General features: G+C 70.1%; 21 protein-coding genes and 1 pseudogene. 16 read left to right on the top strand and 6 right to left on the bottom strand.

Features of this window, described 5'->3' with window-relative positions:
* Positions 1-4 precede the first annotated feature (4 nt).
* The 5 genes from R6V09_RS00875 (at position 5) to R6V09_RS00855 (ending at position 7,664) form a co-directional block, all read left to right on the top strand.
* Complete coding sequence (locus R6V09_RS00875; protein ID WP_317879370.1) at positions 5-769, top strand: DeoR/GlpR family DNA-binding transcription regulator; 765 nt, start codon at positions 5-7, stop codon at positions 767-769.
* Positions 766-2,103 carry a 6-phospho-beta-glucosidase gene (locus R6V09_RS00870; RefSeq protein WP_317879357.1) on the top strand — a complete coding sequence of 446 codons (1,338 nt, stop codon included), beginning with the start codon at positions 766-768 and terminating at the stop codon, positions 2,101-2,103. The genes R6V09_RS00875 and R6V09_RS00870 overlap by 4 nt, the downstream gene beginning before the upstream one ends.
* 101 nt (positions 2,104-2,204) lie before the next feature.
* The gene (locus R6V09_RS00865) at positions 2,205-5,264 is read left to right on the top strand and encodes an alpha-mannosidase (protein ID WP_317879356.1); all 3,060 of its coding nucleotides are present in this window, start codon (positions 2,205-2,207) and stop codon (positions 5,262-5,264) included.
* A 91-nt stretch (positions 5,265-5,355) separates the two neighbouring features.
* Positions 5,356-6,606, top strand: coding sequence for an alpha-L-fucosidase (locus tag R6V09_RS00860; protein WP_317879355.1), 1,251 nt, complete (start codon positions 5,356-5,358; stop codon positions 6,604-6,606).
* A gap of 173 nt (positions 6,607-6,779) precedes the next feature.
* Positions 6,780-7,664: a sulfotransferase family protein gene (locus R6V09_RS00855; RefSeq protein WP_317879354.1), complete on the top strand. Its 885-nt coding sequence runs from the start codon at positions 6,780-6,782 to the stop codon at positions 7,662-7,664.
* Between the two features lie 3 nt (positions 7,665-7,667).
* On the opposite strand, the gene R6V09_RS00850 is transcribed toward R6V09_RS00855, so the two are convergent.
* Together R6V09_RS00850 and R6V09_RS00845 are read right to left on the bottom strand one after the other, a co-directional pair.
* On the bottom strand, positions 7,668-9,353 hold the full coding sequence (locus R6V09_RS00850) for a carbohydrate binding domain-containing protein (RefSeq protein ID WP_317879353.1): 1,686 nt from the start codon (positions 9,351-9,353) through the stop codon (positions 7,668-7,670).
* Positions 9,354-9,507: 154 nt separating this feature from the next.
* Complete coding sequence (locus R6V09_RS00845) at positions 9,508-10,656, bottom strand: ATP-grasp domain-containing protein (protein WP_317879352.1); 1,149 nt, start codon at positions 10,654-10,656, stop codon at positions 9,508-9,510.
* A gap of 311 nt (positions 10,657-10,967) precedes the next feature.
* Here R6V09_RS00845 and R6V09_RS00840 point away from each other — a divergent pair, with 311 nt between their 5' ends.
* Complete coding sequence (locus R6V09_RS00840) at positions 10,968-11,876, top strand: metallophosphoesterase family protein (protein WP_317879351.1); 909 nt, start codon at positions 10,968-10,970, stop codon at positions 11,874-11,876.
* Entirely contained in the window at positions 11,824-12,504 is a 681-nt protein-coding gene (locus R6V09_RS00835; protein WP_317879350.1) for a 4'-phosphopantetheinyl transferase family protein, read from the top strand. The genes R6V09_RS00840 and R6V09_RS00835 overlap by 53 nt, the downstream gene beginning before the upstream one ends.
* A gap of 6 nt (positions 12,505-12,510) precedes the next feature.
* On the opposite strand, the gene R6V09_RS00830 is transcribed toward R6V09_RS00835, so the two are convergent.
* A complete protein-coding gene (locus R6V09_RS00830) occupies positions 12,511-12,738 on the bottom strand; it encodes a hypothetical protein (protein ID WP_317879349.1) in 228 nt (75 codons plus the stop codon).
* A 218-nt stretch (positions 12,739-12,956) separates the two neighbouring features.
* On the opposite strand from R6V09_RS00830, the gene R6V09_RS00825 reads away from it, so the two are divergent.
* Positions 12,957-13,982, top strand: a complete 1,026-nt coding sequence (locus tag R6V09_RS00825; RefSeq protein ID WP_317879348.1) for an alpha/beta fold hydrolase — start codon at positions 12,957-12,959, stop codon at positions 13,980-13,982.
* Positions 13,983-14,015: 33 nt separating this feature from the next.
* Here R6V09_RS00825 and R6V09_RS00820 read toward each other — a convergent pair whose 3' ends face one another.
* Positions 14,016-14,672, bottom strand: a complete 657-nt coding sequence (locus R6V09_RS00820) for a helix-turn-helix domain-containing protein (protein WP_317879347.1) — start codon at positions 14,670-14,672, stop codon at positions 14,016-14,018.
* A gap of 223 nt (positions 14,673-14,895) precedes the next feature.
* Here R6V09_RS00820 and R6V09_RS00815 point away from each other — a divergent pair, with 223 nt between their 5' ends.
* Positions 14,896-15,558, top strand: a complete 663-nt coding sequence (locus R6V09_RS00815; protein ID WP_317879346.1) for an MmyB family transcriptional regulator — start codon at positions 14,896-14,898, stop codon at positions 15,556-15,558.
* Positions 15,559-15,596: 38 nt separating this feature from the next.
* On the opposite strand, the gene R6V09_RS00810 is transcribed toward R6V09_RS00815, so the two are convergent.
* Both R6V09_RS00810 and R6V09_RS00805 read right to left on the bottom strand, forming a co-directional pair.
* A complete protein-coding gene (locus R6V09_RS00810) occupies positions 15,597-16,358 on the bottom strand; it encodes a cache domain-containing protein (protein WP_317879345.1) in 762 nt (253 codons plus the stop codon).
* Between the two features lie 38 nt (positions 16,359-16,396).
* Positions 16,397-17,140, bottom strand: a complete 744-nt coding sequence (locus R6V09_RS00805) for a FadR/GntR family transcriptional regulator (protein WP_317879344.1) — start codon at positions 17,138-17,140, stop codon at positions 16,397-16,399.
* Between the two features lie 113 nt (positions 17,141-17,253).
* Here R6V09_RS00805 and R6V09_RS00800 point away from each other — a divergent pair, with 113 nt between their 5' ends.
* The 7 genes and pseudogenes from R6V09_RS00800 to R6V09_RS00770 all read left to right on the top strand — a co-directional run bounded on the left by R6V09_RS00800 (position 17,254) and on the right by R6V09_RS00770 (position 22,408).
* Complete coding sequence (locus R6V09_RS00800) at positions 17,254-18,291, top strand: ABC transporter ATP-binding protein (protein ID WP_317879343.1); 1,038 nt, start codon at positions 17,254-17,256, stop codon at positions 18,289-18,291.
* Positions 18,292-18,336: 45 nt separating this feature from the next.
* Positions 18,337-19,530, top strand: a complete 1,194-nt coding sequence (locus R6V09_RS00795; RefSeq protein WP_317879342.1) for an ABC transporter substrate-binding protein — start codon at positions 18,337-18,339, stop codon at positions 19,528-19,530.
* 3 nt (positions 19,531-19,533) lie between these two features.
* Positions 19,534-20,397, top strand: a complete 864-nt coding sequence (locus R6V09_RS00790) for an ABC transporter permease (RefSeq protein WP_317879341.1) — start codon at positions 19,534-19,536, stop codon at positions 20,395-20,397.
* 36 nt (positions 20,398-20,433) lie between these two features.
* Positions 20,434-21,249, top strand: coding sequence for an ABC transporter permease (locus R6V09_RS00785; protein ID WP_317879340.1), 816 nt, complete (start codon positions 20,434-20,436; stop codon positions 21,247-21,249).
* Positions 21,250-21,298: 49 nt separating this feature from the next.
* On the top strand, positions 21,299-21,652 hold the full coding sequence (locus R6V09_RS00780; protein WP_317879339.1) for a VOC family protein: 354 nt from the start codon (positions 21,299-21,301) through the stop codon (positions 21,650-21,652).
* A 22-nt stretch (positions 21,653-21,674) separates the two neighbouring features.
* Positions 21,675-22,016: pseudogene (locus R6V09_RS00775) on the top strand (FAD-dependent oxidoreductase); the annotation flags it as partial.
* 80 nt (positions 22,017-22,096) lie between these two features.
* On the top strand, positions 22,097-22,408 hold the full coding sequence (locus R6V09_RS00770) for a (2Fe-2S)-binding protein (protein WP_317879338.1): 312 nt from the start codon (positions 22,097-22,099) through the stop codon (positions 22,406-22,408).
* The last annotated feature ends 164 nt before the right edge of the window (positions 22,409-22,572 follow it).

Here is a 22,572-nt window from a genome sequence, read left to right as displayed (position 1 = left end):
CGACGTGCTGGCAGAACGACGACATCAACTCATCCTGCGGGCCCTGCGCTCCGGGGGCCCCGCGGCCGTGACCGATCTCTCCGAGCAGCTGGGTGTGAGCCCCGCCACGATCAGGCGTGACCTGCTCAAACTGGAGGAGGACGGACTGCTCACCCGGGTCCACGGCGGCGCCGTGGCCGACGAGGGCGACCAGCCCTTCGCCGAGGTCGCCGAGGTGCGGGTGGCCGAGAAGGACGCGATAGCCGCGCACGCCGCCGCCATGGTCGCGGACGGCCAGTCGGTCCTCCTCGACATCGGCACCACCGCCTACCGGCTGGCGCGCCAGCTGCACGGCCGCCGGCTCACCGTGATCACCAGCAACCTCGTGGTCTACGAGGAGCTGGCCGACGACGAGGGCATCGAACTGGTGCTGCTCGGCGGCATGGTCCGGCGCGAGTACCGCTCCCTGGTGGGCTTCCTCACCGAGGACAACCTGCGCCAGCTGCACGCCGACTGGCTCTTCCTCGGCACCAGCGGCGTGCGGCCCGGCGGACAGGTGATGGACACGACGGTCGTCGAGGTGCCGGTCAAACGAGCCATGATCAAGGCCGGCGAAAAGGTCGTCCTGCTCGCCGACGCGCAGAAGTTCCCGGGGACGGGGATGGCGAAGGTGTGCGGTCCCGAGGACCTGGACGCGGTGGTGACGAACGCCCCGGTCGACCCGGCGACCCGCTCCTCCCTGGAGGAAGCGGGCGTCGAGGTCGTCGTGGCAGGAAAGGTGAAAGCGTGAAGCTGACGATTCTGGGCGGCGGCGGGTTCCGGGTGCCGCTCGTCTACGGGGCACTGCTGACGGACCGCGGCGAGGGCCGGGTCACCGAGGTGGTGCTGCACGACCTCGACGACAGTCGACTGTATGCCGTCGCCCGTGTACTGGCTGAACAGGCCGCCACCGTGCCCGACGCCCCCACGGCCACCGCCACCACGGACCTCGACGAGGCCCTGCGCGGCGCCGACTTCGTCTTCTCCGCGATCCGCGTTGGCGGCCTGGAAGGACGGGCGAACGACGAGCGTGTGGCGCTAGCGCAGGGCGTCCTCGGCCAGGAGACGGTCGGCGCCGGCGGTATTGCCTATGGTCTACGAACCGTGCCGGTCGCCGTCGACATCGCCCAGCGCGTGGCCCGTCTCGCCCCCGACGCCTGGGTCATCAACTTCACCAACCCCGCGGGCCTGGTCACCGAGGCCATGTCCCGCCACCTCGGCGACCGCGTCATCGGCATCTGCGACTCACCGGTCGGCCTCGGCCGCCGTATCGCCAAGGTGCTCGGCGCGAACCCGCGCGAGGCCTTCATCGACTACGTCGGCCTCAACCACCTCGGCTGGGTACGCGGCCTGCGCGTCGCCGGCCGCGACGAACTCCCGCGCCTGCTCGCCGACCCGGACCTGCTCGGCTCCTTCGAGGAGGGCAAGCTCTTCGGCACCGACTGGCTCCAGTCCCTGGGCGCCATCCCGAACGAGTACCTGCACTACTACTACTTCAACCGCGAGACCGTCCGCGCCTACAGCGAGGTCGAGCGGACCCGCGGCGCGTTCCTCCGCGACCAACAGGCCCAGTTCTACGACGAGATGAAGCGTCCGGACACGTCCGCGCTGACCGCCTGGGACCGTACCCGCGCCGAGCGCGAGGCGACCTACATGTCCGAGAACCGGGAGACGGCCGGCGCCGGCGAACGCGACGCCGACGACCTCTCCGGCGGCTACGAGAAGGTCGCCCTGGCCCTGATGCGGGCCATCGCCCGCGACGAACGCACCACCCTGATCCTCAACGTGCGCAACCAGGGCGCGCTGTCGGTCCTCGACGCGGACGCCGTCATCGAGGTGCCGTGCCTGGTCGACGCCAACGGCGCCCACCCCGTCGCGGTCGCCCCGCTGCCCGACCACGCCACCGGCCTGGTCTGCGCGGTCAAGGGCGTCGAACGCGAGGTCCTCGCGGCAGCCGAGAACGGCTCCCGTACGACGGCGGTGAAGGCCTTCGCGCTGCACCCGCTGGTCGACTCCGTGAACGTCGCGCGCCGCCTGGTCGAGGGCTACACCGAGGTCCACCCGGGTCTGGCGTACCTTAAGTAGGCACCGTTCGGTAAGCGCTTTCCCCGAGCTCTCGGCGACTCACCGAGTTCTCGGCAGCACCCCAAGTTCTCAGCAGCTCCCTGGTTCCCTGGAGACTTCCCATGCACGACGAACGCCGCCGGATCGAGGAGCGCGTCGAGCGCGCCCACAACCAGCGCATCAAGCCCGCGATCTACGCGGCCACCGCGCCCTTCACGGTCGAGGCCTGGCAGGCCCCCGGTGAGCCGGTCCCCTTCGAGGAGGCCGCGGCGGCGCCGTACAAGCCGTTCGCGATGGACACCCCGTGGGGTCCGCCCTGGGGTACCACCTGGTTCCGGATGCGGGGGCAGGTGCCCGCGGAGTGGGCCGGGAAGCGCGTCGAGGCCGTCATCGACCTCGGGTTCGTGGGCGACTGGCCGGGCAACCAGGCCGAGGCGCTGGTCCACCTCGTGGACGGGACGCCGCTGAAGGCGGTCAACCCGCTCAACCAGTACGTGGCGATCGCCAACCCGGCGACGGGCGGCGAGGTGATCGACTACCTGGTCGAGGCGGCCTCCAACCCCGACATCCTCGCCAACGACTTCTCCGAGCCGACACCCCTCGGCGATGTACTGACGGCGGGCGACCGTCCACTGTATACATTCCGCCGCGCCGACCTCGCCGTCCTCGACGAGGAGGTCTTCCACCTCGACCTCGACGTCCAGGTGCTGCGCGAACTGATGCTGGAACTCGGCGAGCACGACCCCCGCCGGCACGAGATCATGCACGCCCTCGACCGCGCCCTGGACCTCCTCGACCTGGACGACGTCGCCGGTACGGCCGCCGATGTACGGGCCGTGCTCAAGCCGGTGCTGTCCAAGCCCGCCAACGCCAGCGCGCACGTCATCTCCGGTGTCGGGCACGCGCACATCGACTCGGCGTGGCTGTGGCCGATCCGCGAGACCAAGCGCAAGACGTCCCGCACCTTCTCGAACGTGACCTCCCTCGCCGACGAGTACGAGGACTTCATCTTCGCCTGCTCGCAGGCCCAGCAGTACGAGTGGGTGCGCGACAACTACCCGCAGGTGTGGGCCCGCATCCAGGAGTCCGTCAAGCGCGGCCAGTGGGCGCCGGTCGGCGGCATGTGGGTCGAGTCCGACGGCAACCTGCCCGGCGGCGAGGCCATCGCCCGCCAACTCGTCCACGGCAAGCGGTTCTTCATCGAGCACTTCGGCGTCGAGACCAAGGGCGTCTGGCTGCCCGACTCCTTCGGCTACAACGCGGCCTACCCGCAGCTCGCCAAGCTCGCCGGCAACGAGTGGTTCCTCACCCAGAAGATCTCCTGGAACCAGACCAACAAGTTCCCCCACCACACCTTCTGGTGGGAGGGCATCGACGGTACCCGCATCTTCACGCACTTCCCGCCGGTCGACACTTACAACGCCCGCTTCAGCGGCGAGGAGATGTCCCGCGCGGTCCGCAATTACCAGGAGAAGGGCAACGCCACCCGCTCCCTGGCCCCCTTCGGCTGGGGCGACGGCGGTGGCGGCCCCACCCGCGAGATCATGGAACGGGCGCGCAGGCTCGCCGACTTGGAGGGCTCGCCGAAGGTCGTCGTTGAGCACCCGGACGAGTTCTTCGCCAAGGCCCGCGCCGAGTACCCCGACGCCCCGGTCTGGGTCGGCGAGCTGTACCTCGAACTCCACCGCGCCACCTACACCTCCCAGGCCCGCACCAAGCAGGGCAACCGCCGCAGCGAACACAAGCTCCGCGAGGCCGAGTTGTGGGCGACCACGGCCGCGCTGCACGCACCGGGCTACGCGTACCCGTACGAGAAGCTCGACCAGCTGTGGAAGACGGTCCTGCTGCACCAGTTCCACGACATCCTGCCTGGTTCCTCCATCGCCTGGGTACACCGCGAGGCCGAGGCCGAATACGCCCGTGTGGCAACGGAGTTGGAGGAGCTGACGGCGGCGGCCGTGGCCGCGCTCGGCGGCAGCGGAACCCGCGTCTTCAACACCAGCCCCTACGACCGCGCCGAGGTCATCCGTACGGCGACCGGTGTGCCGATGTACGCGACGGTCCCCGCGAACGGCAGCGCCCCGCTGGCCGCCGAGTACGTTCCGCAGGAGGTGACCGTCACCGACCGCGTCCTCGACAACGGCATCGTCCGCGTCGAACTCGCCGACGACGGCACCCTCGCCTCCGTGCGCGACCTGCGCCACGGCGGCCGTGAAGTCCTCGCGGACCAGGGCAACTTGCTGCGCCTGCACACCGACCTCCCGAACTACTGGGACGCCTGGGACGTCGACAAGCACTACAAGAACCGCTTCACCGACCTCCTCGACGCCGACTCGATCACCGTCGTCGAGCAGGACCCGCTGCTCGGCGCGATCCGCGTGGAGCGGTCCTTCGGCAAGGGCTCGAAGATCGTGCAGACGATCACCGTCCGCGCGGGCAGCGCCCGGATCGACTTCGAGACCGACATCGACTGGCACGAGGCCGAGAAGTTCCTCAAGGCGGGCTTCCCCGTGGACATCCGGGCGGCGCACTCCTCCGCCGAGATCCAGTTCGGCCACATCCAGCGGCCCACGCACACCAACACCAGCTGGGAGGCGGCCCGTTTCGAGGTCTCCGGCCACCGCTGGGTGCACCTCGCCGAGCCCGGCTACGGCGTCGCCGTCATCAACGACTCGACGTACGGCCACGACGTCTCCCGCACGGTCCGCGAGGACGGCGGTACGACGACCACGGTCCGCCTGAGCCTGGTGCGCGCCCCGCGCATCCCGGACCCGGGCGCCGACCAGGGCAAGCACCGCCTCACCTACTCGCTGCTGCCCGGCGCGAGCATCGAGGACGCGGTCGCCGAGGGCTACGCCCTCAACCTCCCGCTGCGGGTGGCCGATTCGGGCGGCGCCCCGGAGCCGGTCGTCTCCGTCGACGGCGACGGCATCACCGTCGAGGCGGTCAAGCTCGCCGACGACGAGTCCGGCGACGTCGTGGTCCGGCTCTACGAGTCGAGCGGCGGTCGCGCCGAGGGCGTGCTGCACACGGGCTTCCCGCTCGCCGGCGCCCGGATCACCGACCTGCTGGAGCGCCCGCTTGAGGAGGAGGTCTCCTTCGACGGCGGCTCGGTAGCCGTCGCCCTGCGGCCCTTCCAGATCCTGACGCTCCGTCTGAAGCGGGCGGACGCGGGCCAGTAGAACCCGGTGGAGGGGCGGGCCCGGCAGCGGTGTCGCCGGGCCCGCCCTTCTTCATTCACCAACTCACCCTGTACGCGACGGGAGTTCAGCCGTGCCCATGCAACCGTGGTTCACCGACGCCAAGTTGGGGATCTTCGTCCACTGGGGGATCTACGCCGTCGACGGCGTCCAGGAGTCGTGGTCGTTCTACGACGACATCGTGCCGCACGACCAGTACATGTCCCAGCTGAGCCGTTTCACCGGGGCGAACTACGATCCGCGCGCGTGGGCCGACCTGTTCGCCCGTGCCGGTGCCCGGTACGCCGTCCTCACCAGCCGCCACCATGACGGAGTGGCCCTGTGGGACACGGAGTTCGGCGATCTCAACCTCGGCAGGGACTACCTCACCGGCTACGCGGACGCCCTCCGTGAACAGGGACTCAAGGTCGGCCTCTACTACTCGCACTCCGACTGGAACCACCCCGACTACGCCACCACCCGCAAACCGGGCCGCCCGCCGGAGCAGGAGGACAACCGCTACTCCGAGGTCGCGGCCGAGTTCGAGGACCTGGACGCCTGGGAGCGGTTCATCGCCTACCGGGACGGCCAGATACGGGAGTTGGCCTCCCGCTACCGGCCCGACCTGATGTGGTTCGACGGCGAGTGGGACCGCAGCGAGGAGCAGTGGCGCATCAAGGAACTCGCCGTGCTCATCCGCTCGTACTCACCGCACGTCGTCTTCAACGCCCGGATGCTCAGCGAGGGCGACTACGCGACACCGGAACAGGGCGCCCCCATCGAACCCCCGGACGGGCCCTGGGAGTTGTGCCTCACCATCAACGACTCGTGGGGCTATCAACACCACGACGACAACCACAAGTCCCTGAGCCAGCTGGTGCGTTACTTCACGGAGACGATCGGCGGGGGCGGCAACCTCCTCCTGGACGTCGGCCCGATGGAGGACGGCACCATCCCGCGACCACAGGTCGAGCGCCTCGAAGGACTGGGGGAGTGGATCCGCAAGCACTCCGACGCCGTGTACGGAACGGTGCGCGGGCTCCCGGCCGGACACCACTACGGTCCGAGCACCCTCTCCGCCGACCGGCGCACCCTCTACCTCACCCTGTACGACATCCCGCGCGCCGAGATCGGCGTCCGAGGCCTGGTGACTCCGGTCCGCAAGGTCACCGTGCTCGGCACCGGCACCGAACTCGCCCACCGGGTGGTCGGCGGACTGCACGAGGCCGTGGGCCAGTTGTGGATCGACCCGCCCGCCCTGGCCGACCTCGACCCGCTCGCGACCGTGCTCGCCGTCGAACTGGACGGGGAGCTGGACCTGTACCGGGGTTCGGGCCGGTTCTGAGACCGCTGTCTCAGGGGGTGGGCAAGTTCCCATGAAGAATTAAGGAAACGGTAAGTGGGCAGGTCAGCGGCGCTTTTCGGCTGATTTCGGCTTGTCGCGTTCGACTCCGCGACACCTGGAGTTCGCCTGCTCCCTCTGGGATCCGAGGGGAACGGCGAGTGAAAGGTGTCAGCATGCGAGACCCGCGTATATCCGCGATCGGCAAGGGGCTGCGGCGGCGGGGGAGGCTGATGGCGCAGGCGGTCAGCCCGCCGCGCCGCACCCTCGACGCGATGCCCGCGCCCCGGCAGCCGGCGGACGGCTACATGGCGCCGCCCGCCCAGCGCCTGGTGGAGTCGCCGGTCTTCGTACTGTCCTCGGTGCGCTCCGGATCCACCCTGCTACGGGTGCTGCTGAACAGCCACAGCCGGATCCGCGCCCCGCACGAGATGCATCTGCGCACTCTGCACGTCCATCTCTCCCGTGAGTTCACCGGGGACGCCATGCAGGCCCTGGACCTCGACAAGGACGAACTGGAACACGTCCTGTGGGACCGGGTGCTCCACCTCGAACTGGAGCGCAGCGGCAAGGACGTCATCGTCGACAAGACCCCGCCCAACACCCTCATGTGGCCCCGGCTGCACCGATGTTGGCCCAGCGCGCGGTACATCCTGCTGCTGCGCCACCCGGGCGCGGTCATCGCGTCCCTCACCGACCGCCGTGACGCTCCCGACCACGAGGCCATCCGCGCCGAAGTGCTCGACTACGCCGAGAAGTTGGAGGAGGCACGGCTCGGTCTGGACGCCCATGTGATCACGTACGAGGAACTCACCGCCGAGCCGGAGAAGACGACCCGCGGTGTGTGCGACTACCTCGGTGTGCCGTGGGAGAGCGCCATGCTCGAATACGGCAGCAAGGACCACGGCACCTACCGTCCGCAGCTCGGCGACTGGAGCAGCACCATCAAGTCGGGTCGCGTCCAGCCCGCCCGCACCGCCGATCCGATGGCCGAACTGCCGTCCAGACTCGCGGAGTTGGCACGCGCGTGGGGGTACCCGGACGGGGCACCCCCACGCTGACGCTCAGCCGGTGAAACCGGCCGTGATGGACGTGAACTGCCAGGTGTTCTGGCTGATGCCGGAGCAGTTGCTCACCACTCCGCCACCGGCGCACCCGCGGTCACGGTTGACCGACCAGAAGGCGAGCCGGGCGATGTGGTGCGAGTTCGACCAGTCCTTGATCGAGGTCCAGATCGCCGGCGTGGTGGTCTCCGACTGGTCGGAGAGACCGTTCATGCCCGAGATGCCGATGTGCGAGTAGGCCGTGGCGTCGTCCCACCCGAAGGTGGACTTCAGCTTGGTCTTCAGGCCCTCGGCCGCGGCGACCGTGTTGCCGTACATGTCGGCGCCGCCGCCGAAGTCGAACGGCATGATGGTGAAGACGTCGATGCCGGCGTTGAGCGACTGCGCCTGCTCGATGAGCCGGTTGCCGTAGTACGTCGGGCCGGTGGTCGAGGTGCCGAAGGTGACGATCGTCTTCAGGCCGGGGTTGTTGGCCTTGACGGTCTTCAGCGCGGTGAGGATCTTCGCCTGGACGGCCTCGTTCTCGAACTCGTCCGTGTTCTCGATGTCCATGTCGATGGCCTTGAGGCCGTAGGCGCTGATCACCTTCTGCAGCGCCCCGGCGAGCGCGCTCGCGGAGGAGCAGTTGGCGCCGAGCTTGCTGCCCTGCCAGCCGCCGAACGACGGCACGATGTCACCGCCGGCCGCGCGGATCTGGTTGATCGCCGTCTGGTCGACGCCGCCGGTCAGTGCCCGGCTGCCGTCCCAGGCGGGGTTGCAGCCGCCGGAGTCCAGCACGAACGCCATCGTGAACCACTTGATGCCGGTCGCGCTCATCACCGTGCTCGGGCTCGGCGGGTCGCCCCAGCCCTCGTAGAGATACGGCGCGGCCTGCGTGAACCCGGTGCCGCCGCCGGTGCCGGCACTGGTGGTGACGCTCACCGCGTTGGAGGCCGCCGAGCTGTTCCCGGCCGCGTCGCGCGCCTTCACGGTGAACGTGTAGGCGGTACTGGCCGCGAGCCCGCTGACCGTGCCGCTCGTACCGGACACGCTGAGGACCTGGTTCGCACCGCTGTAGATGTCGTACGCGGTGACGCCCACGTTGTCCGTCGAGGCGCCCCACGACAGGGACACGGTCGAGGACGTCTTGGCCGTGGAGGTCAGTCCGGTCGGCGCCGTCGGGGCCTGGGTGTCGCCGCCGCCGCCACCGCCGGGACCGTCCAGGCTGATGTCGTCCGCGTAGTAGGTGCCCTGCGCGTACCAGCCGTGGACGTAGATGGTGGCGCTGGTCTGCGAGGCGCCGGTGGTGAACGACGTCGTCAACTGGGCGTACGCCGACGGGGACGAAGTCCACGTCGAGGAACCGCCGTTGACACCGAGGTAGACGTAACTGCCGCGCACCCAGCCGCTGAGCGAGTACGCCGTGTTCGGTTGCACGGCGACCGTCTGGGAGCACTGTGCGGTGTCGCTCGAACTCACCGCGCCCGCAAGGGCCTTGGAGCCGCCGTGCACCGGTGAGGAGACCACCGAGCCGAGGTTTCCGGTGCAGGACCAGGGGGACAGGGAACCCGACTCGAAGCCGGGGTTGGTCAGGACGTTGGCCGCCTGCGCGGTACCGGGCAGGGCGATGGCCCCGGCCATGGCCAGGGCGGCGGTACCGAGCAGGGCAAGGAGCCGACGTCTGGAACGTCTGAGTGTGTCGCGCACGCGATCTCCCTGAAGGAATGGGGGTGTTCGGGAGTGCAGGAAGGTGCGCAACCAATTTGGTCTGGACCAATCATGGTGTCAAGGTGCTGCGCCATGATTGGTCCAGGCCGGTATGAAGTTGTGGTGCGGAGGGGGCAGGGGAGACCCGGGAGGCCTAGGCGCGGGCCGCCGCGCGGCTGCCCAGCTCCGGTGCGAGGGCGCTCTCCGGCTCCGCCTCGGTCTGTGCCGGCACCGTCGGGAGCAGGGGCTCCGACTCCTCCGCGCGCTGGTGCGGGAGCGTCACGGGACGCAGCTGACGCGGGCCCGAGACCACCGCGTAGTCCGCGCCCAGGAACGGCGGCTCCATCGTGCCCGGGTCCTCGCCGAGCGCCAACTGCACTGCCGCCCAAGGGGCGTTGACCCCGCACAGCGACAGCTGGTGCAGGCCGCCCGCGGGGCGGGTGTTGACGTCCATCAGTACGGGGTGGTCGCCGAACATCCGGAACTGGATGTTCGACAGGTAGTGCAGCCCGAAGCCCTCCGCGATCCGGCGGGCCGGCTCCAGCCACTGCTCGTGCAGGGTGAAACCGCGCCGGCGGCCGTTCTTCGTGCGGCCCACCGCGAGCCGGACCAGGTTGTCGGGACCGGTCAGGCAGTCCACCGACACCTCCGGCTCCTCCAGGCGCGGCATCACCAGCCAGTCGACCTGCTCGTCGGCCTGCTCCAGCGCCTCGACGACCGTGTCGAGCGGGACGTAGGGGCTCGGGAAGCCGTTGAGGTGCACGAGCGAGAAGGGGGCGCGCGTGATCACACGGAAGCCCACCCCGCCCGCGCCGGACGCCGGCTTGAAGCACGCCTTGTGTCCGGCCGCCTCCAACTCCTCGACGGCCGCGACGAGTTCGGGCGCCGTGCGGACCCGCCACCACGGCGGTACGGGCACGCCGATCGCCTGGACGGCCTCGTACGCGATCACCTTGTCGTGGAAGACGGCGACGGCCTCGGGGGTCGGCGCCAGCAGCGCCGTACCCACCGCCTCGAAGTCCGCGCGGTGCGCCACGATCTCCGACTGGTGCAGCCGGGGCACGAACACGTCGATACCGCGGCGGGCGCACTGGTCGAGGGCGTACTCGACGTATCCGGCCGGGGACAGGCCCTCGGGCTCCAGGTCGGCGGTGTCGGCGGCGGCCAGTACGGGGGAGTCCGCGTCGCCGTGCGTGGCATGGATCTCGACGGCCCGATCGCTGGGATTTCTCCGCAGCTGATCCATGAAGAACACGTTCTCCGCGTACGTGCGGTTGAGCCAGACGCGTACGCGAGAGACCATGCAGGGCCGTCCTTTCGGGTTCGCGGGCACGGCGGAGCGAGGCCGTGCCCGGCCAGGGTGGTTTGGAGGGACACCAAACCGCCCTCGGCGAAGAGGCGTTCGTGGCGGTGGTGTTGGGGCGATCATACGGCTTTCAAAGGGTGCCGCGTGCAACGCCCGTGTTACGGATTTCCCGGTCCTGCCCACCCGGCACGTGAATTCCCACCGCCGGGCCGCGCCGACCGCCTCCGCGACCTCGTCGTCTTGTCGCGCAACGGCGGGGTGTGATCTCGTGGCCTCATTCGTGCGCGCGCAAGCGGAAGGGGTCAGGGGTGGAGTCGACGGCCGGCGGTGCCGGACAGCTGCTGGCCATCAGCGACCTGCACATCGGGTACGCCGAGAACCGCGCCCTGGTCGAGAACATGCGCCCCGGCACGGACGAGGACTGGCTGATCGTGGCCGGTGACATCGCCGAGACCGTGGCCGACATCCGCTGGGTCCTCGAACTCCTCGCCGGCCGCTTCCGCAAGGTCCTCTGGGCCCCCGGAAACCACGAACTGTGGACCCACCCCAAGGACCCCGTCACCCTGCGCGGCGTCGCCCGCTACGAACACCTCGTCGCCCTGTGCCGGGAGCTCGGCGTCCTCACCCCCGAGGACCCCTACCCCGTCTGGGACGGCCCCGGCGGCCCGGTCGTCGTGGCCCCGCTCTTCCTCCTCTACGACTACTCGTTCCTCCCGGCCGGCTGCGCCACCAAGGACGAGGGACTGACGTACGCGCACGGCACCGGCATCGTCTGCAACGACGAGTTCCTGCTGCACCCCGACCCCTACCCCAGCCGCGAGGCCTGGTGCCGGGCCCGGGTCGCCGCGACCGAACGACGGCTCACCGAACTGCCCGACGCCCTGCCCACGGTCCTGATCAACCACTACCCCCTGGACCGGCACCCCACCGAGGTCCTGTGGTACCCCGAGTTCGCCATGTGGTGCGGCACCACCCTGACCGCCGACTGGCACCGCAGGTTCCGCGTGGACACCATGGTCTACGGCCATCTCCACATCCCGCGGACCACCCACCACGAGGGGGTCCGCTTCGAAGAGGTGTCCGTGGGATATCCCCGCGAGTGGCAGAAGCGCCCGGAACCCCCGGGACGACTGCGCCGCATCCTGCCGATGGAGGTCGGAGCCGGTGATCGAGGAGCTGCTCCCGGAGTCCGTGGTGACCGTGGAGACACACGGTGACGAGGGGTTCCAGGACGCCCCGCTGTACCCCGAGGAGGAGGCCAGGGTGGCCCGCGCGGTGCCCAAGCGGCGGCGCGAGTTCACCGCCGTACGGGCCTGTGCCCGGCGCGCCATGGAGAAGCTCGGTGTGCCTCCGCAGCCGATCGTGCCCGGTGTCCACGGCGCGCCGACCTGGCCCGCCGGTCTCGTCGGCAGCATGACCCACTGCGACGACTACTGCGCCGCCGCGCTGGCCCGCGCCACCGACGTCGCCTCCCTCGGCATCGACGCCGAAACGCACGCCCCGCTCCCCGAGGGCGTCCTCCCCGCCGTCGCGCTGCCCGCCGAACAGGAACGGCTGGCACGGCTCACCGCGCAGCGGCCCGACGTCCACTGGGACCGGCTCCTGTTCAGCGCCAAGGAGTCCGTCTACAAGGCATGGTTCCCCCTCACCGGGAAGTGGCTGGACTTCTCGGAGGCCGACATCGAACTCTTCGCGGATCCCGGCGACGAACCGCGCGGCGGTCTGCGCGCCCGCCTCCTCGTCCCGGGCCCGGTGGTCGGCGGCGAGTGCCTCGACACCTTCGAGGGCCGCTGGACCGTACGACAGGGACTGGTCGCCACGGCGATCACGGTCCCGCACCAATGAGCCCCCTCACCCTTCCGGGCACCAGCTCTCCAACAACCCGAAGAACGCCTCCTCGTTGCCCGCGAGCCCGGCGTCCGTCAGAGCCTGGTCCGCCTCGGCCAGCACCGAAGGTGGGACCAGGATTGGGCGTGGGTCGCCCGGGGGGCCGTCGAAGGCGGCTCTGACCGTGTGCAGCAGCCGTAGATAGGCCTGGACGGCGGCGCGCTCGCGGTCGGTCATCACTGCGGTCTGCATAGGACGGCTCTCCCCTGATCGGCGTCGTGCGCCCCCGCACGGCGGTGGCACGACTCCAGCTTGCCGCCTGCCACTGACAATCCCGTTTCCCCGGGCTGCGGTTCGCCCGCTTAGCGGAGGCGAAACGTCCCCGAAATCCCCCGTGGGACAGCGGCCCTACGCTGAGAGGAAGGGCTTTCGACCGCCTGCGGGCGGCCAGGTGAACGGGAGGCGAGTGCGTGGAGGACGTCCCGGCACGGCGCCCGGCGCGCGCCGTACGGCTGCGCCCGGTGGGCGACGCGGAACTCACGCTCCAGTACCGCGTCGTGCACGGATACCGCCGTGCCTTCCGTATGGCCGGCGAGGGTCCGGCGCTCGTCCTCATCCACGGCATCGGCGACTCCTCGGCCACCTGGGCCGAGCTGATCCCGCACCTCGCCCGCACCCACACGGTGATCGCCCCCGACCTCCTCGGCCACGGCGCCTCCGACAAACCACGGGCCGACTACTCGGTCGCCGCCTACGCGAACGGCGTGCGCGATCTGCTCACCACCCTCGGCATCGAGTCCGCGACCCTGCTGGGGCACTCGCTGGGCGGGGGAGTGGCGATGCAGTTCGCCTACCAGTTCCCCGAACGCACCGAACGGCTCATCCTCGTCAGCGCCGGCGGGGTGGGCCGCGAGGTCAACCCCGTGCTGCGGCTCATCACGCTTCCGGGTTCCCATCTCGCCCTGTCCGCCCTGCGGTTGCCCGGCATGCGCCTCCAAGTCGGCCTTACCGTCGGCCTGATGAGGCTCCTCGACACCGACCTCGGCCAGGACGCCCCCGAACTCCTCACCCTCGTCGACGCGTTGCCGGACGAGACCGCCCGCAACGCCTTCATCCGCACCCTGCGCGCGGTCGTCGACTGGCGCGGTCAGGTGGTGACCATGCTCGACCGCTGCTATCTGACCGAGGGCATGCCGACGATGCTGTTGTGGGGCGACCGGGACAGTGTGGTGCCGGTCCGGCACGCCTACGGCGCCCATGAGGCCATGCCGGGCAGCCGGCTGGAGATCTTCGAGGGGGCGGGGCACTTCCCGTTCCACACCGACCCGGCCCGATTCCTCGCCCTGGTCGCGGAGTTCACCGGCACCACCACCCCGGCCCACTGGAGCCGCGAGCACTGGCGCGACCTTCTGTGCGAGGGCCGGCCCGGCACCACGGCGCACAGCGGCGCCCTGGAACGGGACCTGCGGGAGGCGAGCGAACGCAGCGCGACCTGACGCTCCGTCAGCTCCCGGCCGCGCGGCCCCGGATCACGACTCGGGACGCTTCACGCTCTCCAGGAGCATGTCCAGCCACTCGGCGACCTTGTCGCGGTGCTGGTCGGTGGGCAACTGCGCGGCGCGCCAGGCGATGCCGCGCACCCCGTGGTCCTGCAGCAGCCGCTCCAGCGGGTCTCCCGCGGCCTCGGCCGCCGCCCGCTCGCGGTCGGCGAGCTTCTGCAGCAGCTCCTGCTCGGTGCGCTGGAGGGCGCCCGCGAGGGCCTCGGGGTCCTCGGCCGTGAGGAATCCGGCGTGCACCCGGAAGAAGCGCTGGAGCGCGTCGCAGTGCTCCATGGTGGGACGCCGGTCGCCGTTGATGAGCGCGCCCGCCTGCTGGCGGGACATGCCCGCGCCGTCGGCGATCTCCTGCTGGGTGTACTTGCGCCCGTTGGGCTTGAGTCTGGTGCGGCGCAACAGGTCGAGCCGCTGCAGGAACCGGGCCTGCACATCGGGCTCGCCCGCGGGGCGACCACTCAGCAGGGCCCTGACCACGGAGTCCGGGACACCGGAGGCCACGGAGAGCCGGCCCATGTGGAAGACCTCGGCCTGCGGAACGTCGAGCCGCTCGGCGAGCGCGGTGACGCGGTCGACGACGGCGGGCAGCACGGCGCCCGCCGTCGCGCCCGGTACCTCGAAGCCATCCGACACCGACAGATCTCCTACGTCTCTCACAGGCTTCTCACAAACGGTGGCCGTGAACATCCCGGAGGGTAGCGGTTCGTTCGAACTCGCATCCAGGTCTCGCCACAACTGTGGCCAATTTCAGCCGTCAACCATCATGAAATGCCACGATAGTTGACACGGCTCGCGTCGGGGCAGCAGGATCAGGGCGCCGCGAGAAGGCCGCATAGGCAAGAGGGGTGACCTCCCGATGGCGTATCAGGCAGGTGGGCAGCGGTCCGCGCCGCGGCCCGCCCCCGAGAGTCCCGAGGCCCGGGCGTATCTGCTGGACTACGCCATGCTGCTGGAGGCCGTCCCTTTCCCCTCCGTCGTCATGGACCACCGCTGGGACGTGGTGTTGACCAACGGCGCGTTCAAGTCACTTTTCCGGACGATCGGTCCGCATCCGACGGCCATGCCGGGCGACAACTTCCTTCGCTTCGTGCTCTTCCACCCCGACGCGAGCACGGTTCTCGGTGAGCACGAGTCGAGTTGGTGCCTGCCGATGCTGGCCCACTTCGCCTCCGTCGTGGAGAGCCACGGCCACGACCACGGCCTGCAGGCGATCCGCCGCGACATCGCCCAGGACCCGATCATGGAGGCCGCCTACCGGCAGGGCCTGCCGCACTGGATCCGCGCGGTGGGCGAGGAGGCCGTGGAGCACGACGGCGCGGTCCGCCCGGTACTGCACCCCGACCCGCGCTGGGGTGTCACGGACTGCCGGGTCGTCGGCGAGACCCCCAAGACCCTTGAGAACATGGGCTATACGCGGCTGACACTGGTCCTGCGCGAGGCCCGCCGCACCCTGCCGCCCAGGACGCGCAGGGCGGGACGCGGTGCGGGGCATCTGAGGGTGGTCCCGGCGGCCGACTGAGCGTCACCTCAACTCGCGGCACGGCCGGGCGAGTCCGGTCACCGCTCGGCGACGACCAGCACCAACGGCACTCCGTCGCACGGCACCAGCCGCAGCCCGCGCGCATACCCCGCCCGGCCCGACGCGAGCGCCTCGGCGAAGTCCGGGCCCTTGCTGAGCGAACCGACCAGCCGGCGCGGGTCGGTGGACGCGGCGACCCGGCCGCGCGCGTTCACCAGCCGTGCCGGACCAGGCAGTTGGCGCAGCATCGGCATCACGGCCGCCTCGAAGTGCCGTAGGTACACGTCCGCCGCGGCCACCCCCGCGAACCGTCCCTCCACGTGCACCGGCGCGGACAGGGTGAGGCTGTACTCGTCCGAGCAGAGGTAGTCGACGTACGGCCCGGCGACCGCCCGCTCCCCGGTGTCGCGGGGCAGCGCGAACCAGTCCCAGTGCGTGTAGTCGGCGTACGCCGAGTGCTCGGGATCGAGGTCGAGCAGCAGCGGCCGGATGCCCCCCTCGGACGTGGTCTGCCACCACTCCAGCCAGGCCGGTACGTCACTCAGCAGTCCCGGCGCGGCGACGAAGCCGACGCCGGACACCAACTCGTGCCGGGCCAGCCGGAGATGGAGGCCCGGGCGCAGCGCGGCCAGGTCCACGGTCGCCGGACGGCGGCCCTGTGCGGCCACTTTGGCGAGCAGCGCCGTGGTGTCGGCGCGGGTGGCGGCCACGGCGTCGAACACCGACTCCAGAGCCGAGCGCACCCCGGCCGCGACGGACTGCTCGGGTGCCGTGGCCGGCGTTGCCGTCGCGAGGCTCATGCGTGCCCTCCAGCAGACGGGGAGCGGACGCGGTGCCGCTACAGGGCCAGCCGCTCGGCGATCAGCCGAGCCGTCGACTCCTGCACGCACCGCTCGGCCAGCTCCCTGGCCGAATCGTGGGCCCCATCTTGCACGGCCGAGATTACGGAGCGGTGACGGTCTGCGGCTTCTTCACGATATTCGTCGCTGCCGAGCACGAGACACAGCAGCGCCCCGACCTCGGTCTGCAACGCGACCTGTTCCCGGGTGAGCCGGGCCGACTGCGCGGCGGCGGCCAGTTCGACATGGAACCGGCCGTACACCCGGCCGCGCGCCGCCGCGTTCTCGGCGTGCGTCAACTCATCGGCCGTACGCCGCAGTTGTACGAGGTCCTCGGGTTCGGTGCGCTCCGCGGCGAGCCGGGCGGCGGTGCCGGACAGGGCGGCCCAGTGGTCGCCGAGGTCGCGCAGCTCCTCGGTGCTCCAGCCGCGCAGCCGGACCTTCAGCCGCTCCTCGCCGGGGACCTCGGGCAGGGACACGAAGCTGCCGCCGCCGCGCCCGCGCCGGGTGGTGACCAGACCCTGCTGGCGCAGCGCCATCAGCGCCTCCCGCAGGGTCACCGTGGACACACCGAGCTGCCCGGCGAGCTCGCTCTCGCCCGGCAGCTGCTCACCGTCGGCGAGCAGTCCGAGTTCGATGGCGTCCCCGAGCCGGCTGACGACGGCGTCCACCCGCGCCCGGTTGTCGACCGGGGCGAAGACGGCTTTTCGGGCGCCGCCGTTGGTGTGCTGCTGCTGGTTCACGGCCACCACCTTGCATGTTGACTCAAGCTTTACCCTAAGGGGGCCTTGAGATTTGAACTATGACTTCATATGTTTCCGTGCAACGTCATAGAGCACCAGAAAGGTTCCCGCCCATGGAGGGGATTGCGATCCGGCTGCGGGATCTGCGGAAATCGTTCGGCGAGACGACCGCCGTGGCCGGCGTCGACCTGGAGATCAGGGACGGCGAGTTCTTCTCGATGCTCGGCCCGTCCGGCTCGGGCAAGACGACCGTGCTCCGCATGATCGCCGGCTTCGAGAGCCCCACCGGCGGCACCATCGAACTCGCCGGCCAGGACGTCACCGGCCTCGCCCCCTTCGAGCGCGATGTCCACACCGTCTTCCAGGACTACGCCCTCTTCCCGCACATGACCGTCGAGCAGAACGTCGCCTACGGCCTCAAGGTCCGCAAGGTCCCCAAGGCCGAGCGCCTGGTCCGCGCCCGAAACGCCCTCGCAGAGGTACGACTTGAGGGCTACGGCGCCCGCCGCCCCGCCCAGCTCTCCGGCGGCCAGCGGCAACGCGTCGCGCTCGCCCGCGCCCTCGTCGGCCGCCCCCGTCTGCTGCTGCTCGACGAACCGCTCGGCGCCCTCGACCTGAAACTGCGCGAGCAGATGCAGGTCGAACTCAAGGCGCTCCAGCGGGAGGTGGGCATCACCTTCGTCTTCGTCACCCACGACCAGGAGGAGGCCCTGACGATGAGCGACCGCATCGCCGTCTTCGACCAGGGCCGCATCCAGCAGGTCGGCACCCCGGCCGAGGTCTACGAGCGTCCCGCGACCCCGTTCGTCGCGTCCTTCGTCGGCACCTCCAACCTGCTGGCGGGCGAGGCGGCCGAGCGGATCGTCGGCACCACCGGTACGTACAGCATCCGGCCCGAGAAGATCCGCGTCCTCAAGGACTCCGCCGAGACCGGCGAACCGGACCACGAGAGTGCCGCCGGCACCGTCGCCGAGGTCGTCTACCTCGGGGACTCGACCCGCTTCCTCGTCGACCTCGACGCCGGCGGCCGGCTCACCGCGCTCCAGCAGAACCTGGAGACCTCCGCCGAGGACGTCGCCGCCTACCGCGGCAGCCGGGTGCTACTGCAATGGCACCGGCGCCACACGGTGCACGTCCCCGACCCCCGCTGACCCCGCTTGCTCCTTCACCCATCTCCTCCACCCATGGAGAACGCCGTGCGTCTCACCCGAACCCTTCAGGTGGCGGCCTGTGCCGCCGTCCTGCTCGCCGCCACCGCCTGCGGCTCCTCCGACAGCAGTTCATCGGGCGGCGGCCTCAACCCCCCTGACCTCAAAGCCCAGTCGAAGCTCGGCAAGACCGAGGGCGAGGTCAACCTGATCGCCTGGGCCGGCTACGTCGAGGACGGCTCCAACGACCCCAAGGTGAACTGGGTCAGCGACTTCGAGAAGCAGACCGGCTGCCAGGTCAACTCCAAGGTCGCCGCCAGCTCCGACGAGATGGTCAAGCTGATGAAGACCGGCGAGTACGACGCCGTCTCCGCCTCCGGCGACGCCTCCCTGCGCCTCATAGCCTCCGGTGACGCGGCCCCCGTCAACACCAGCCTGGTCCCCAACTACAAGGACATCTTCCCCGACTTGAAGCTCCAGGCCTGGAACTCGGTCAAGGGCAAGGCCTACGGCATCCCCCACGGCCGCGGCGCCAACCTCCTCATGTACAACACGCAGAAGGTCACACCCGCCCCGACCTCCTGGGCCGCGGTCTTCGACGACGCCTCCAAGTACAAGGGCCACGTCACCGCGTACGACTCGCCGATCTACATCGCCGACGCGGCCCTCTATCTCAAGGCCACCAAGCCCGAGTTGAAGATCAAGGACCCCTACGCGCTCGACCAGACACAGTTCGACGCCGCCGTCGCCCTGCTGAAGAAGCAGAACGCGGACATCGGCGAGTACTGGAGCGACTACCTCAAGGAGATCTCCGCCTTCAAGAGCGGCGACTCCGTCGTCGGCACCACCTGGCAGGTCATCGCCAACCTCACCGCCGACGAGGGCACCAAGATCAAGGCCTTCGTACCCAAGGAGGGTTCGACCGGCTGGTCCGACACCTGGATGATCTCCGCCAAGGCCAAGCACCCCAACTGCGCCTACAAGTGGCTCAACTGGATCGTCTCGCCGAAGGTCAACGCCCAGGTCGCCGAGTACTTCGGCGAGGCCCCCGCCAACTCCAAGGCCTGCACCGAGACCAGCGACAAGAACTTCTGCACCACCTACCACGCCGCCGACACCGCGTACTGGAAGAACATCGCCTTCTGGAACACGCCCATCGAGCAGTGCCTCGACGGCCGGACGGACGTCAAGTGCGTGCCGTACGCCAAGTGGGTACAGGCCTGGACCGAGATCAAGGGCTGAGACATGTCCCTGCTCAACTGGACCGCGGGGGCGCTGTACCGGCGCCCCCGGCTACGGCTCTCCCTGCTGCTCTCCGCACCGCTGCTGTGGCTGGCCGTGCTCTATCTCGGCTCGCTGAGCGTGCTGTTCGTCTCCGCGTTCTGGACGACGGACTCCTTCACCTCCGAGGTGGTGAAGGTCTGGTCGACCGACAACTTCCACGAGCTGTTCACGGTGCCCGTGTACCGGCAGGTCATCCTGCGCAGCATCGGCGTCGCACTCTCGGTCACGGTCCTGTGCGCGGTGATCGCGTTCCCGGTCGCCTTCTACACGGCCCGCGTCGCCAAGCCCAAGTGGCGCCCGCTGCTCGTGGTCGCCATCCTCACCCCGTTGTGGGCCAGTTACCTGGTCAAGGTGTACGCGTGGCGGCTCATCCTGTCCCAAGGCGGCCTGGCCGACTGGATGTTGAAGCCGTTCGGCCTGAGCGGACCCGGCTTCGGACTGCCGGCGACCGTCCTCACGCTCACCTACCTCTGGCTGCCGTACATGGTCCTGCCGATCCACACCGCGCTGGAGCAGCTGCCCGCCAACCTCCTCGACGCGTCGGCGGACTTGGGCGCGCGGGCCGGGCGGACCTTCAGGTCGGTCGTGCTGCCGATGGTGCTGCCGTCCGTCGCCGCCGGGTCGATCTTCACCTTCTCACTCAGCCTCGGCGACTACATCACCGTGCAGATCGTCGGCGGCAAGACCCAGCTCATCGGGAACCTCGTCTACTCCAACATCGAACTCAACCTGCCCATGGCCGCCGCCCTCGGCACCGTCCCCGTCGTCGTGATCGTCGTGTACCTGCTCGCGATGCGCCGCACGGGCGCGTTGAGCAGCCTGTAAAACACCATCGACCGCCTCTGAAGGAGGTGACATGTCATGCAGCTCTCCCGTTCCGCACGCATCGCCCTGCGCGTGGCCGCCGGGCTCGGCTTCGCGGTGATCTACGTCCCGCTCCTGCTCGTCCTCGTCAACTCCCTCAACCCGGACCGCAGCGCGAGCTGGCCGCCGTCCACCCTGACCCTGCACTGGTGGTCCGTCGCCTGGCAGAACTCGGGCGCCCGCGCAGCCCTTTGGGTCTCGGTGAAGGCCGGACTCGGCGCCACCGCCATCGCCCTGGTGCTCGGCACCCTGATCGCCTTCGCGGTCGCCCGGCACCGCTTCTTCGGCCGCGGCGCCATCTCCTTCGTGGTCGTGCTGCCGATCGCGCTGCCCGGCATCGTCACCGGCATCGCCCTCAACTCGGCGTTCAGCACGGTACTTGAGCCGCTCGGCGTGGGCCTCGGCCTGTTCACGGTGATCGTCGGACACGCCACCTTCTGCATCGTCGTCGTCTTCAACAACGTCGTCGCCCGGCTCAGGCGCACCTCCGGGTCGTACGAGGAAGCGGCGATGGACCTGGGCGCCGACACCTTCCGCGCCTTCGTCGACGTCACCTTCCCGCTGGTGCGCTCCGCGCTCCTGGCCGGCGGACTGCTCGCGTTCGCGCTGTCCTTCGACGAGATCGTGGTGACCACCTTCACCGCCGGACCCGGCATCGAGACCCTGCCGATCTGGATCTTCAACAACATGACCCGACCCCAACAGGCGCCGGTCGTCAACGTGGTGGCCGCGGTGCTCGTCCTGCTCTCGGTCGTCCCGATCTACGTCGCACAGCGACTGTCCGCCGACACGGCCACCGCCAGCCGGGTCTGACGGCCTGAGCACCTGTTTTTCGGGGCGTCGGCCGGTCTAAGCTCTGCGGATGACCTTGGAATGGGAACAGGTAATCGTGCACTCGGAGGATCCGGCGGCCCTGGGCCAGTGGTGGGCCACGGCTCTCGGCTGGGTGGTGGTCCACTCCTCCGACGACGAGTTCGAGATCCGTCCGGCGCCGGACCGCCTGCCGGGCATCGACTTCGTCCGGCTCGCCGAGAGCAAGAAGTCCAAGAGCCGACTGCATCTCGACTTCAGGCCCGACGACCAGGACGCCGAGGTGGCCCGTCTGGTGGCGCACGGCGCACAGCGGGTCGACATCGGCCAGGGCGAACAGTCGTGGGTGGTACTGGCGGACCCCGAGGGAAACGAGTTCTGCATCCTCGGGCAGCGGACTCAGTAAGCACTCCTGGATGAAATGAGTGGTGTCCCCGGCCCGTGCCGGCTCACGTCCTCGCGATGCCGTGGTCGGCGGAGCCGGACTGGTGGGCGCAGCCTGCGCCCTCTACGCGGCCCGGGCCGGCCTCGATGTCGTCATCGTGGATCGCGGCCCGGTGCCCGGCGGCACGACCGGCGCAGGTGAGGGCAACCTGCTCGTCTCCGACAAGGAACCCGGCCCCGAAGTTGGCCTCGCCCTCCTCTCCGCCCACCTGCCGGACCACCTCCCCGCCATCGGACCCGATCCCCGGACCCCCGGGCTCGTCCACGCCTGCGAGCACGAGGGCGCCGGCATCGGACTCGCCACCGGCACCGGGCACTTGATCGCCCAACTGCCCGGCGGCAAGACCCCCGACCTCGACATGGCACCCTTTCGGCCCGACCGATTCCAGGACGACGAGCAGGGCGAGTGAGCTCAAGATCCCCGCAGGACCTCGCCGATGGCCGCCCTGGACCGGCCTTCACGGTCACCCTGGACGGCCGCGAGATCGAGGCGCTTCCGGGCCGGACCGTCGCCGCCGCACTGTGGTCGGAGGGCGTGACGTCCTGGCGCGCCACCCGGGTCGGGGGAGCGCCGCGTGGCGTCTTCCGCGGCATCGGGATCTGCTACGACTGCCCCGTCACCGTCACCGTCACCGTCACCGTCACCGTCAACGACCGTCCGAACCAACGGGCCTGTCTGGTGCCGTTGCACCCGGGCGACGCCACCCGTACGCAGTAGGGAACGGGCCACGATGACTGAGCGACCGCACCTCACAGCCGCACGCCCGCAAGCCCTGCACCACCGGTGGCGGACGTGGCAGCGGCTCGGCGACGCCCTCGCCCCTCACGTGGAGGCAGGCCGTGCAACCCACTTGACGGGCCATCACGTCTGCTTCGTGGAGC

The organism is Streptomyces sp. W16 (assembly GCF_033194735.1).
In the GTDB taxonomy this organism is placed as follows: Bacteria; Actinomycetota; Actinomycetes; order Streptomycetales; family Streptomycetaceae; genus Streptomyces.
The sequence above is the reverse complement of the archived record's forward strand: the minus strand, read 5'-3'. Positions and strand labels throughout refer to the sequence as shown.

Coding starts and splice junctions, on each gene's coding strand:
- R6V09_RS00865 (WP_317879356.1), top strand. CDS start 2,205: ATGCACGACGAACGCCGCCGGATCGAGGAGCGCGTCGAGCGCGCCCAC.
- R6V09_RS00855 (WP_317879354.1), top strand. CDS start 6,780: ATGCGAGACCCGCGTATATCCGCGATCGGCAAGGGGCTGCGGCGGCGG.
- R6V09_RS00845 (WP_317879352.1), bottom strand. CDS start 10,656: ATGGTCTCTCGCGTACGCGTCTGGCTCAACCGCACGTACGCGGAGAAC.
- R6V09_RS00830 (WP_317879349.1), bottom strand. CDS start 12,738: ATGCAGACCGCAGTGATGACCGACCGCGAGCGCGCCGCCGTCCAGGCC.
- R6V09_RS00815 (WP_317879346.1), top strand. CDS start 14,896: ATGGCGTATCAGGCAGGTGGGCAGCGGTCCGCGCCGCGGCCCGCCCCC.
- R6V09_RS00810 (WP_317879345.1), bottom strand. CDS start 16,358: ATGAGCCTCGCGACGGCAACGCCGGCCACGGCACCCGAGCAGTCCGTC.
- R6V09_RS00800 (WP_317879343.1), top strand. CDS start 17,254: ATGGAGGGGATTGCGATCCGGCTGCGGGATCTGCGGAAATCGTTCGGC.
- R6V09_RS00790 (WP_317879341.1), top strand. CDS start 19,534: ATGTCCCTGCTCAACTGGACCGCGGGGGCGCTGTACCGGCGCCCCCGG.
- R6V09_RS00785 (WP_317879340.1), top strand. CDS start 20,434: ATGCAGCTCTCCCGTTCCGCACGCATCGCCCTGCGCGTGGCCGCCGGG.
- R6V09_RS00780 (WP_317879339.1), top strand. CDS start 21,299: ATGACCTTGGAATGGGAACAGGTAATCGTGCACTCGGAGGATCCGGCG.